10 protein-coding genes are annotated in these 13355 nt (G+C 32.0%); all 10 read left to right on the top strand.

Annotated elements, in window-relative coordinates:
- Window positions 1–255 precede the first annotated feature (255 nt).
- The 10 genes from ltrA (at window position 256) to OREMA_RS0101960 (ending at window position 13346) form a co-directional block, all read left to right on the top strand.
- Window positions 256–1419, top strand: coding sequence for a group II intron reverse transcriptase/maturase (gene ltrA, locus OREMA_RS0102005; protein WP_018247545.1), 1164 nt, complete (start codon window positions 256–258; stop codon window positions 1417–1419).
- Window positions 1420–1830: 411 nt separating this feature from the next.
- Entirely contained in the window at window positions 1831–3624 is a 1794-nt protein-coding gene (locus OREMA_RS0102000; RefSeq protein WP_018247619.1) for a 5'-nucleotidase C-terminal domain-containing protein, read from the top strand.
- Window positions 3625–3755: 131 nt separating this feature from the next.
- A complete protein-coding gene (locus OREMA_RS17020; protein ID WP_018247618.1) occupies window positions 3756–6437 on the top strand; it encodes an endonuclease/exonuclease/phosphatase family protein in 2682 nt (893 codons plus the stop codon).
- A gap of 434 nt (window positions 6438–6871) precedes the next feature.
- Window positions 6872–7873: a 2-hydroxyacyl-CoA dehydratase family protein gene (locus tag OREMA_RS0101990; RefSeq protein WP_026188884.1), complete on the top strand. Its 1002-nt coding sequence runs from the start codon at window positions 6872–6874 to the stop codon at window positions 7871–7873.
- Entirely contained in the window at window positions 7870–8625 is a 756-nt protein-coding gene (locus OREMA_RS0101985) for an acyl-CoA dehydratase activase (RefSeq protein WP_018247616.1), read from the top strand. Before OREMA_RS0101990 ends, OREMA_RS0101985 begins: the two co-directional genes overlap by 4 nt.
- A 126-nt stretch (window positions 8626–8751) precedes the next feature.
- Complete coding sequence (gene queC / locus OREMA_RS0101980) at window positions 8752–9438, top strand: 7-cyano-7-deazaguanine synthase QueC (protein ID WP_018247615.1); 687 nt, start codon at window positions 8752–8754, stop codon at window positions 9436–9438.
- A gap of 212 nt (window positions 9439–9650) precedes the next feature.
- Window positions 9651–10112, top strand: coding sequence for a 6-pyruvoyl trahydropterin synthase family protein (locus OREMA_RS0101975; RefSeq protein ID WP_018247614.1), 462 nt, complete (start codon window positions 9651–9653; stop codon window positions 10110–10112).
- Window positions 10113–10850 (top strand): radical SAM protein, encoded by a 738-nt coding sequence (locus OREMA_RS0101970; RefSeq protein WP_018247613.1) that lies wholly within the window; start codon window positions 10113–10115, stop codon window positions 10848–10850.
- 19 nt (window positions 10851–10869) lie between these two features.
- On the top strand, window positions 10870–11649 hold the full coding sequence (folE2, locus tag OREMA_RS0101965; RefSeq protein ID WP_018247612.1) for a GTP cyclohydrolase FolE2: 780 nt from the start codon (window positions 10870–10872) through the stop codon (window positions 11647–11649).
- 170 nt (window positions 11650–11819) lie between these two features.
- Entirely contained in the window at window positions 11820–13346 is a 1527-nt protein-coding gene (locus OREMA_RS0101960; RefSeq protein WP_018247611.1) for a hypothetical protein, read from the top strand.
- The last annotated feature ends 9 nt before the right edge of the window (window positions 13347–13355 follow it).

Genomic DNA, 13355 nt, shown 5'->3' with positions numbered 1-13355 from the left:
AAGATTTGATTACTAATGATATCTTAATTTTGAGTGGTTTAAACACTAGTACTATAGTGGGTTCTAGTAGAATTACAAACAGGAAATCATAACTGTAAAGTATGGATAACCTAGAGAACACCATAACCTAAGTAATGGTAAACTGAGAGGTGCGATTGGTGAGAGCTTAGAGACGTGCTCAGGAGTGCTATGAATATAGGGATTAAGATATTAAGGTGAGACAGGAAGAACTAGTAAGTAGTGAAGTTAGGATAGGTGTTAAAATTTCGAACTCTATATAGTTTGAAGGATAAAATCACAAAGAAATTTCACTTATATATTGCAGGACAAAAAGTACTGGATAATGGTGGCTGTGGTGGAGTTGATAATGTAAGCATAGAAGAGTTTAAAAATAATTACAAGATGAATATGCGAGAACTTCATAGACAGCTGATAGAGAATACTTACGAGCCATTACCAGTGTTACGGACGTACATTTCCAAAGGAAATGGAGAAAAGAGACCACTAGGTATTCCAGTAATCAAAGATAGAATTGCTCAACAAGCAGTGAGGCAAGTACTAGAAATATACTTTGAGCGAGAATTTTGTGAATGTTCCTTTGGTTTCAGACCTAATAGGTCTGCTCACGATGCGATAGAAAAGATAGAGAAATATAAAGAACAAGGTTACTACTGGGTGGTAGACGCAGACATTAAATCTTATTTTGATACTATAGACCATGAGTTATTAATGGATTTTATAGCGGAATATATAAGTGATGGTTGGGTATTAGATATTATCAGGTCATGGCTGACAATTGGAGTTATGACTGAAGAAGGTAGAGAAGAAACTAGAGAAGGGACACCTCAAGGAGGTGTCATCTCTCCTCTATTAGCTAATATCTATTTACATTACTTTGATAAGAAAATGACTCGTCGAGGTTACAAAATAGTCCGCTTTGCTGACGACTTTGTAATCTTAACTAAAAATAAGCGCAAAGCAAAGAGAGCGTTAAAAGTTACCCGTAAAATTATAGAGGATGAATTGAAGTTGAAACTTCATCCTCGTAAGACGGTAGTAACTAACTTTTATGATGGATTTGAATTTCTAGGATTCAAATTTCACCATTCTGAATACAAGAGACCTAAAGATAAAGCAATAACAAAATTCAAAAACAAAGTAAGAAAGATTACTAGAAGAACTAGACCTTTTCCTGTAGAAGTAATAATTGCAAAATTAAATCCAGTTTTGAGAGGTTGGGGTAACTATTTCAAGATAGGAAATGTGAAGACTTTGTTTACGAGGTTGGATAAATGGATTAGAATGAGAATGCGTTCGTTTATCGAAAAGAAAAAGGCGATAATGTATCAAAATTATCGCTTTTCAAATAGTTATCTAAGAGATAAAGGACTTCAATCATTACTTACTGATGTGCTCTAATTAAGGGTAAAATATACATCTATGGTAACATAGAGTCGAAGACTTACTCTCTGATAAGGAGCACCAATAACCGAAAGCTGTATACGGGAAAACCGTACGTACAGTTTGACAAGGGGTCCCAGCCGTGAGGCTGGTCCTACTTTATTATAATTCTTTAATGTTTTATATCAATCAAGACTATTTAATGGTTAATAATGGGCTTATTAACAAAAGTTAATATAAATTTAAATCATTTGTAATATTATTCTAATATAATTAATGGTGGAAAGTATAAAGTTAATAATTTATTCTATTAAGTTAAAATATATATTTAACTAGAAAGTAGTAGTTTGAATTATTAACTTACTAAAATTTATTTACTAGCAAGCTTGGACTATTATTTGAGTTTTAAAAAGTAATGGAGGTGAAATCATGTTAATAAGAAGAAAAGCGAATAAGTTATTGATTTTGTCTATTGTAACTCTAGGATTATTTGTATTGCTAGGATGTAGTGATGACAGTGGTAATGGAACTAATCTTTCAGGTAAGATTGTAGATTTTAATGGAGTAGGTATTGAAGGTGTAACATTAACTTTTGATAATGGAGATGGTACTGCTATAACAGATAAAGATGGAAATTGGAGTAAAGGAGGTTTGGAAGAAGGCGATGTAGTAATTCCAGTTAAAGAGGGATATTCCTTTGATCCAGAAAGCCATGCAATAAAAGCTGGTCAAGGTAATGGAATTAATTTTATGGCGACTAGAGAAGTACAAAGAAAAGAAGGTGAATTTTATTTAACCCATACAAATGATATTCATGGTAGGGTAGAAGAAGGTAGTTATGCTGGAATGGGGTTAGCAAAGCTTAAGACTAAAATTGATCAGTTAAAAGAAGAAAGAGAAGTTTTAGTATTGGATGCCGGTGATACTATTCATGGACAGACTATAGTTCAATTATCAGAAGGAGAGAGTATGATTGAGATTATGAATGCTATGGGATATCAAGCTATGGCAGCTGGAAATCATGATTTTAACTATGGACAAGAGAGATTACTTGAATTAGATGAGTTAGCAGACTTTCCAATCTTAGCAGCAAATATCTACAAAGATAATGAAGAAAGGTTATTAAAAGCATATAGAATTAAAGAGGTAGCTGGAAATAAGGTAGGTATTTTTGGCCTTTCAACTCCAGAAACAACTTATAAAACTCATCCTGATAATGTAAAGGGATTAGAGTTTAGAAATCCTATAGAAGAAGCAAAGATAATGGTAAATCAATTACAGACTGACGGATGTAGTATTATTATAGCATTAACTCACTTAGGAGTAGATGAGTCTAGTGAATATACTAGTGAAATGGTAGCAGAGCAAACTCAAGGTATAGATTTAATTGTTGATGGTCATAGTCATACAGAATTAACAGAAGGTAAATTAGTAAATGAAACTTTGATAGTTCAAGCTAAAGAGTATGATAAGAATCTTGGGATAGTTGATATTAGAATAGATCAAGATGGGAAATTAGATATTAGAGCGAGCTTATTCACTAAAGAAGATGCTGCTAATTTAGAAGGTGATACAACCATCTTAGATATAATTGATCAAATTAATGCTGAAAATGATGAAATATTATCAGAAATAGTAGGAAGTACAGAAGTTGTATTAGAAGGAGCAAGAGATCATGTAAGAACAAGTGAGACTAATCTTGGAAACTTAATTACCGATGCAATGTTAAAGGAAACAGGTGCCGATATAGCTATAACAAATGGTGGGGGAATCAGAGATTCAATAGATACAGGTAAGATTACATTAGGTGAGGTTATCACAGTATTGCCTTTTGGTAATTATGTAGTAGTAAAAGAATTGTCAGGTGCAGATATAAAAGCAGCACTTGAGCATGGGCTTTCATCTTATCCAGATACATTAGGTGCTTTTCCTCACATTGCCGGGATGAAGGTTAAATTTAACCCAAGCCAGAAAGCTGGGGATAGAGTTGTTGAGGTTACTATAAATGGAAGAACACTTGATGAAACTAAAACTTATCAGGTAGCAACTAATGATTTTATGGCAGCTGGCGGAGATGATTATAAAATGTTTGCTGACGATAGTGTTGTAGGAGAATATGATGGATTAGATCAAGTATTAAAGCATTATATTCAAAGTTTAGAAAACCACACAGTAACAGCAGATATCGCAAAGGTTGAAGGAAGAATTACAGTTGTACAGTAGTATTTATCTACTAGATATTTTGATGTTAACTTGCTAAGTAAAAAAATATTCTCCTACAATGAATTGTTTATAAGTCATTACTTAAATTAATTTTTGTAGGAGAATTAAATATTAAAGTAATGGAGGTTATTATGATAAGACGACTGAAAAAAAGAAAGTTGATAATCTTAGCAACTTTAGTTATAAGTTTACTCACTGTGTTGGGGTGTAGTAATAATGATGATAATCTTATTAAAGAGAATACTTATTCGGTTTCAGGAACTATTAAGGATCTTAATGGTAATGGAATCCAAGGTGTCTCAATATCTTATGGTAATGCTAGTATTAGTGTTGAGAGTGATGCTACAGGTAACTGGGAGTTAGATAATTTAAATGGAGAACAGAAGTTAGTTACTGCTGCTGAAGATTATACAATTCTGCCTAGTTCTCACAAAGTGGCTGGAGAAGAAAGTAATATTAATTTTATTGCTCTCACGCCAATTGCAGATCTAAGAAATGAAGAGGGGAAAATGGAAGATATAGGTGGAATAGTAAGTGCAGTATTAGGTAACAACATCTATATTCAAGATAATACAGCCGGAATTTTAGTTTATGGGATTGAGTATCCTGAATTAACTAGGGGTAGTGAGATTATAGTAACAGGAGAAATAAGCCAATATTATGGTATGGCAGAAATTAAACCTGATTCTATTGATGATATTACTCTTGTTAAAGCTGAAGGAAGATTAATAGTACCTGAAGTTATTACAGCAAATGATCTGTCAGTGGAGAATGGTGAAGCCTATGAAGGTAAACTGGTTACTATAAAAAATATAACCATAGAAGATAATAATAGTACTAAAAATTTAGATGCAACTGATAGTACAGGAACCGCTGTAGTTAGATTAGAAGATGATAAATTAAGTATAGATAAAGGAAAAAGCTATACTTCTATTACTGGTGTAGTTAAATATCATTATGGAGAGTATAAGATTATACCAAGAAGTCAGGCTGATATAGTAGCAGATGGAGATAATAGTCAAGGAAATATTCCAGAAGGTGCTGTAGCTTTAGAAATTTATCAAATTCAAGGTGCTAGTCATGATTCACCTCAGCTAAACAATCCTGTAAAAGAGGTTGATGGAATAGTAACTGCAAAAGATAAGACTGGATTTTATATGCAAGAGATAGATACTGATGATAATGATGCTACCTCAGAAGCTATCTACATTTTAAGTGATAAAGCAGTAACTGTAGGGGATAAAGTAATTGTAGCCGGCAATGTAGAGGAATATGCAATTCCTCATACAGAAGATGAGTGGTGGATTGATATTCCTAGACAATTGACTATAACTGCTATTGAGGCAACTCAAGTTCAAATTAAATCTACTGGAAATGATTTACCGTCCCCTATTATCCTTGGTGTTGATAGAACTATTCCAGAACATGAAATTGATAATGATAATTTAACAAGCTTTGATATTACAGAGGATGCTATCGATTTTTATGAGTCTTTAGAAGGAATGAGGGTGCAGATTGATAATGCTTTGGTTGTTGGACCTACTGAGTATGGTCAGATAGCAGTACTTTCTTGTGGAGGAAGTAATAATAGTGGGGCTAGAACAGAATATGGTGGAGTTTTAATTGCAGAAGATGATTTTAATCCAGAGAGAATTATTGTTGAAACAGATACTTTAGAACAGATGGATCTTGATGGTGATGGATATGCTGATTCTTTTGATGTAGGAGATAAATTTAATCAACCTTTTGTAGGAATTATAGGCTATGATGAAGGAAAGTATATGCTTTATAATACTAAGGAGTTTAGTTCAGAGTCAGCTTTTACTAGAGCTAATAATAATAAAGATATTACAACTATAAATTATGCAGAGGATAAGTTAACTATTGCTAGTTTTAATGTTAAAAATTTAAGTGCTGCTGAAGCATCTAGAATGTCAGAGATAGCTAGTGCTATTGTAAATAATTTAAAAAATCCTGATATTGTCGGATTGGTAGAGATTCAAGATAATAATGGTGAGGATAACAATGGTGTAGTTGCTGCTGATAAGACTTATAACAAATTGATTTCAGCTATTTCTAATGCTGGTGGAGTAAGTTATGGTTATGTCAATATTGATCCAATTGATGGTCAAGATGGTGGAGCTCCAGGAGGAAATATTAGAGTAGGATTTATCTATAGAAAGGATAGGATCAATTTTACTGCAAAGGGTAATGCAACTGCTACAGATGCTGTTAGTATTCAAGGAAGTGGAGAGAGTATTACTTTATCCCTTAATCCAGGCAGAATTTATCCAAGTAATGGTGCTTTTGATAATAGTAGAAAACCCTTAGTTGCTGAGTTTGAATTTAATGGTGAAAAGATATTTGTTGTAGCTAATCATTTCAATTCAAAGGGTGGAGATGCCCCATTATTTGGGAAGCAACAACCGCCAGTGTTTTCTAGTGAAACCCAAAGAAAAGCACAAGCAGAAGTAGTTAATGGATTTGTTCAAGAGGTTTTATCTGCTAACCCAAATGCAAATCTAGTAGTATTAGGAGATATGAATGATTTTGAATTCTCTGATGCTGTGAATATTCTTGAAGGATCTGAGTTAACTAATCTGGTGAAAAATTTAGAGGATGATGATAGATTTACTTATATCTATGAAGGTAATTCTCAGATATTAGATCATATCTTAGTAAGTAATAATTTAGCAGCAACTACGGAGATAGATGCAGTTCATATTAATTCGATTTATGCTGAGTATGGACCTATAGGAATAGTAAGTGATCATGATCCAATAATGGTTCAGATATCTAATTTTGGAAATTAGAAAGATAACTAATAACAAGTGCTTAGATAAGAGGATAATAATAGTAATGAAAATTATAAAATTTTAGAATATTATAAGTTAGATTGTAGTTTAACCCAGAGTTAATTCTCTGGGTTTTTATAAATTAATATTAGGTAGAAGTATTGTTGATATCTGATTTTATCTTGCTTTACTTATTTATTCTGTGTTATAATTATTTTAAAATTGCATAAGACAGTTCGCTTGCACCATCCTGTCTATAAATAAAACTAGGGCAAACTATCATTTAATGTTTATTATTTATTGTGATTAGTCATCATATCTAATCTAATTCATTAAGCCGGTAGTTTATTTGATGTTTTTATAGATAGGAGGCAGAGATGTCTCTTTTTTTTATTTTTTGTAACAGCTTATTTAGAGATAAATTTTGTTATATGTCAAGAGAGGAGATGACTATGAAAAAAATAGGAATTACAACAACGGTTCCAATAGAGGTTTTGCTAGCAGCAAATTATGAAGTAGTAGATTTAAATAATATCTTCATAACTTCTACAGATTATAATAAGTATATAGATATTGCAGAAAGAGATGGCTTTCCTAAAAGTTCTTGTGCCTGGATTAAGGGGATTTATGGAGCTTGTCTTGAGAATGGAATCAAAGAAGTCCTTGGTGTAATAGAAGGTGATTGTTCAAATACTAGAGCTTTGATTGAGGTGATGGAATTAAAGGGAATTAAAGTCTATCCGTTTGCTTATCCTCATAGTCATAAATTAGCAGATATTAAGACTTCAATCAATGATTTTATGAAATTATTTGATGTAAGAGAAGAAGAGGTAGAGAAGGTTAGAGCTAGATTAAGTAGTCTTAGGTCATTAGCAGCAGAGATTGATAGACTAACTTATAAGAACAATAAAGCAACAGGATTTGAGAATCATTTATACCAAGTAAGCTGTAGTGATTTTAATAGTAATTTAGTTGAATTTGAAGCTAAGTTAAAGGAGAAGGTAGAAGAGATAAGTAAGAGAGAAGAGATAAAGAAAAAACTTAGACTAGGCTTTATTGGTGTTCCTCCTATGACTTGTGATATCTATGAATATGTAAATAACTTTGATGCCTATTTTGTCTATAATGAAGTTCAAAGAGAATTTGCTTTTCCCAGAGTAGTTGAATCTGATAATATCTATCAGCAGTATTATGACTATACATATGTTTATGATTTAGACTTTAGATTAGCAGAGGTTAAAAAGCAGATTAAATTAAGAGATTTAGATGGAATTATCCATTACACTCAGGCATTTTGCTATCGTGAAATAGAGGATATAGTTATTAAAGAGCAGCTAGATATACCTATTTTAAATATAGTAGGCGATAAACAGAATTCTTTGGATTCTAGGACTAAATTAAGATTAGAAGCTTTTTTAGATATGTTAGGTGACTTAAAGGAGAGAAGATTATGAGGGTGTTAGGAATTGATTTAGGGAGTAGAGAGGTAAAGTTAGCAGTAATGGAAGATCAGAGGATAGTATGGAGTTTTAAGATCAGTACTCTTTCTTTTTATAAAGAATATTGTAGTTTTGAAGGTAGAATAATTGTAGATGAAAGTAAGTTAGATCTTGGGAGGATTGATAGGAAGGTATCGACAGGCTATGGTAGAAATAATACTGACTTAAAATCCTTTGAAGTGATTAATGAGATTAAGGCACATACTTATGGTGCAATTTATCAAACTGGATTGAAAGACTTTATTTTATTAGATGTAGGTGGTCAAGATGTTAAGGTGGTTAAAGTAGAAAAAGCTTTAATTACTGATCTGGAGTTGAATAATAAATGTGCTGCATCTTGTGGCAGGTATTTAGAGAATATGGCTAATTTATTAGAAATTGAATTGGATAAGATGTCTGAGTATTATAGAGATCCTGTAGAGCTTAATTCTACCTGTGCTGTCTTCTCAGAATCAGAGTTAATCGGTCAAATAGCAGAAGGTGTAAAGCTGGAAAGCTTATGTGCAGGAGTTAACTATTCAATGTATAATCGATTAAAGCCATTATTAACTAAATTTCCTAGTAGAAAGTTAGTTCTATCAGGTGGAGTAGCTTATAATAAGGCTTTACAAAAATATCTTGAAATGGATTATGATCAAGTTATTGTCTTAGATAAACCACAGTTAAATGGTGCTATTGGATGCTGTTACTATGGGGAAAGGCAGTGAGAAGTGAGAAGTGAGAAGTGATGAGTGATGAGTGAGAAGTGACAAGTGACAAGTGACAAGTGAGAAGTGACAAGTGATGAGTAACAAGTAACAAAATTAAAAATAAGAAGAAGGAAGTGGAGATTAATGAAGAAGGCAGTAGTTTTATTATCAGGTGGTTTAGATTCAACAACAGCTTTATATTTGGCTAAGTCTAAAGGTTATGATCTTTATGCTATCTCTTTTAATTATGGTCAACGCCATGATAAGGAGCTGGATTGTGCTAAAAATATAGCAGAAATGGTCGATGTTTCAGAACATATAATAGTAGATACAAATATGAGAGCTTGGGGTGGATCAGCTTTAACTGATAGTAATATAGAGGTGCCAGAAGGAAAGCAGGATAATAATGAGATTCCAGTTACTTATGTACCAGCTAGAAATATGCTCTTTTTATCTTATGCAGCTTCATATGCAGAAGTAATTGGAGCTCAAGATATATTCATAGGTGTAAGTGAAGTTGATTATTCTGGATATGTAGATTGTCGTCAAGAATTTCTTGATGCTATGGAAAATGCTATTAATAAAGGTACAGTCTGTGGAGCTGAAGAGGGGAGACCTATTAAAATTCATGCCCCATTTATTAATATGACTAAAGCAGAAGAGATAAAGTTAGGAATTGAGTTGGGAGTGGATTATAGCTTAACTTGGTCCTGTTATCGTGGAGAAGGTAATGCCTGTGGTAGTTGTGATAGTTGTGTGTTACGTTTACAGGCCTTTGAAGAAGCAGGGTATGAAGATCCAGTAGAATATCAGGATCAAGTAGAGGATTAATAGATATTAGGACAGTTTTGGGATTAGGAGAGAGGCATTAGGAAATAGGAGGTAGGAAGAACTTGCTAATCCCTATAACCTAACTTCAGGCACCTAAAATTGTCTCACTATACCATTAAATCAGATTCTAGAGTTGTTTATTTATATTAGATAGTATAATTTATAATTAAAATAAATTCACTTCAGATAAAATTATATAAAGGAGTAGATAGATGAGTAGAGTAACTGTAAGTAAAGAATTTAGCTGGGATATGGCTCATATGTTAGCAGAACATGAAGGGCTTTGTAAGAATCTACATGGACATACATATAAGATGAGGGTTACAGTAGCAGAAAAGAGGGGATCCTTAGAGGATGATGGAGCTGCTGCTGGAATGGTAATTGATTTTAAAGATTTAAAGCAGGTAGTAAAGCAAGAAATAGTAGAGCCTTTAGATCATGCCTTTATTTATTGGGGTAATTCACCAGATGAAGTTGAGCATCAAATAGCCAGATTATTGTCTAATGCAGAACGAAAGGTATTTGAAGTAGAGTTTAGGCCTACAGCAGAGATGATGGCTAGTTATTTTCTAAGCTTACTAGAAGATAGCTTCGATAACTTAGATATAGAGGTAGTTAGTGTTAAGTTATGGGAGACGCCAACAAGTTATGCCGAAGCTAGAGGAGAGAATTAGATGAAGAAAGAAGATATTAAGATTCCAGTAGTTGAAATTTTTAAAAGTGTATCTGGGGAAGGTATTTCCGCTGGAGAAGTAGTTGTGTTTGTCAGGGTTGCTGGATGTAATTTGAGATGTAGTTATTGTGATACTAAATATAGCTACAATCAAAATTTAGAAGAATATCAGTACTTAACTTATGAAGAGATAAGAGAAAGAATAAATAAATTTAACTGTAATGAGGTTATCTGTACTGGAGGAGAACCTTTAGAAAGGGATCAAGTCAAACGTTATCTACCTTTGTATTTGGTTGAGCAAGGATTTAAAGTAAGAATTGAGACCAATGGTAGCTGTCAACTTTATAGTAAGCAGGAGTTAAGTGAGTTTAAAATTAACAGCAGAGATTCTGATCTTAATTATACCTTAGATATCAAAAGTCCTAGCTCTAAGATGTCAGATAATAATATCTTTATGGATAACTTTATAAAATTAGAATCAAATGATGAATTGAAATTTGTGGTTGGTGATAATAAGGACTTAGAATATGCTTTAGCAGTAATAGAAAAATATAAAGATATTTTAGCTCAAAGGCAGGTTGTAATAAATTTTTCGCCTATATTTGAGGCAATAGAAGTAGATAAGATAGTGGAGTTTTTAAAGCAAGAATCCTTATTTTTTACAAAGAATAATTTGAAAGTTAGATTAAGTTTACAGCTACATAAGTTTATTTGGCCTCCAGAGGCAAGAGGGGTCTAGAAAAGAGGAGGCATAAATGATGAAAGATATTCAAAATACTAAAGGCGATTATAAATTTGATATAAATAAGGTAGGGGTAGATAATCTAGTCTGTCCTTTTAAGATTCAAAGTAAAATAGGTGAAGTAATTTCAACGGTTGGCAATTTTTCGATGATGGTTAATCTGCCTAAAGAGTTAAAAGGAATTAATATGAGTAGGCTACCACAGTTATTATCAGAGTTAAAACAAGAGGGGTTAACTCTTAATGATCTCAAGCAAGATATAAGATCTATAGTAGATAGAATGAAAAAGAGGATGACAAGTAAGGATGCTCATTTAAATTTAGAGTTTGATTACTTTTTAGAAAAGAAAGCTCCAGTATCAGGTTTTATGGGGATAGTTCCTTATCATGTTAAGATTAATGCTTCCTTACAAGGTAGTAGCTATGATTTTATATTAACAGTCGAAGTACCAATTACTACCTTATGTCCTTGTTCTAAAGAGATTAGTGATTATTCAGCTCATAACCAGCGTGGTTATGTTGAAGTTGGTATAAAGTTTGATGGATTATTTTATATAGAAGATATAATAGAGATAGTGGAAGAAGTAGCAAGCTGTGAAATTTATTCAGTATTAAAGAGGGTAGATGAGAAATATGTTACGGAAAGAGCCTATGAAAATCCTAGATTTGTAGAGGATGTAGTGAGACTTGTAGCTGAAAAGCTAGATCAGGCTAGTCAAATCAAATCCTTTAGTGTAAGTAGTAGGCACCAAGAATCTATCCATTCCCATGATGCTTATGCAATTATTGAAAGATAGATTTGTAAGATATATAAAATAAGATGATATTTTTAGAAAAAAGAACCTTTTGGTTCTTTTTTTTCCATTTTAAATAGAGGGTTTTGACCTTTAATTGTAGAAGTTATTATTGAGTTATTTTTTTAATTATTATCAGATTTTAAAAATTAAGCAAGTTTAAGGGGGAGCAAATGAAAAAGAATAGTATAATAATAATAATATTAGCTTTCATGCTAATTTTAGGAGGATGTTCTAGTAGTAAAGAGGCAACCTCAGATTTAAGTGAAGTTATTAATTATAATTCCGCTGGGGTATATAAGGAGATATTTTCTGCTGATGAAAGTAAAGAAGTTAATTTAGGTACAATAGCAAAAGGTGAATTTGCTATTGTAGCTGTTAGTCCTCTAGATTTAAATTCAAATTCCAATTTTGAATTTGATGGTCAGATTGAAGTAGATTTTTCTGCAGAAAATAGAGATAATATAGTTATTTCTTCATCTCAAAATATTAATAATAATCAAAAAAAGAAAAGTAGATCTATCTCAAACAAAGTGAGTAATAATTTAGAACAAGTTAAACTAGATGCTCAAATGCGCCAATTTGAGAATGAATTAATTAATAAAAATTATCAAATGATTAATAGATTAGAGAATAATGTTTCTATACAAGCAGTATATCAACAAGGCGATAAAAAAGAATTTAAGATATCAAATTATAGTGATAGAATAGATAATAATGTAACAGCTACCTTGGAGAAGGTAAGTGAGCGAGCATATATTTTTGTTGATGATAATTATTATATAGCTTCTAGTAAATTGGATACTTTTGCAGCAGAGTTTGACAATCAAATCTTTGATACAGATATGGAATATTTTGCTAAACATGATTATAATAGTGGAGGCTATGATTTCGATTCTAATGAAAAGGTTATAATTTTAATTACAGAGTTAGATAATGATGCTACAGACGGTACTTTAATGGGATATTTTGCTCCCTGGGATTTATTTCCTGAGGAAGATTATGTAGCTTCTAATCAAGCAGATATGTTCTATATTAACTCATGGTCGATTAATAATATGGATTTAGATGATACTTTGGCAACCTTAGCTCATGAATTTCAACATCTATTATTCTTTGTTGAAAAAGAGTTTCATACTAAGAGGCAGGTAAATGATACTTGGATTAATGAAGGATTTTCTGGTTTAGCTGAATATTTAAATGGTTATTATGCTTATACTGGTGATGCTAGGATTACAGATTCTGAGGGTTATAGCGGATATTTTGATTATCCTCAAGGTGAATCACTACTATATTGGAACAATCAATTGAGTGATTATGGTGCTAGTAATTTATTTGCTTATTACTTATATCAGAAATATGGTACTGAGGTTATTAAAGAGATTATGACTAGTGATCAAGATCCTATCGATCTAATCTCTAATCAGCATGAAGATTTCTCAAGCCTATTTTTAGATTGGGCAATTACTAACTATATTACTGATGATAGTAATAATCGATTTGGACAGTATAATTATCCTATGCAATTAGAGTATTATCCAAATGATGTGATATTAAATGAAAGCTATAATAGAGATGATTTTACTATTAATTCTACTGGAGTAAAATACTATTTGATTAATGGTAGTGGAGTAAATACTAGTTTAAAGATTAATTTATCTGAAAAGACTGGAATAGTTGTTTATAGAAGTGATCTGTAAAGGGGGTAT

It is taken from the genome of Orenia marismortui DSM 5156, from assembly GCF_000379025.1.
Lineage (GTDB): Bacteria > Bacillota > Halanaerobiia > Halobacteroidales > Halobacteroidaceae > Orenia > Orenia marismortui.
The sequence above is the reverse complement of the archived record's forward strand: the minus strand, read 5'-3'. Positions and strand labels throughout refer to the sequence as shown.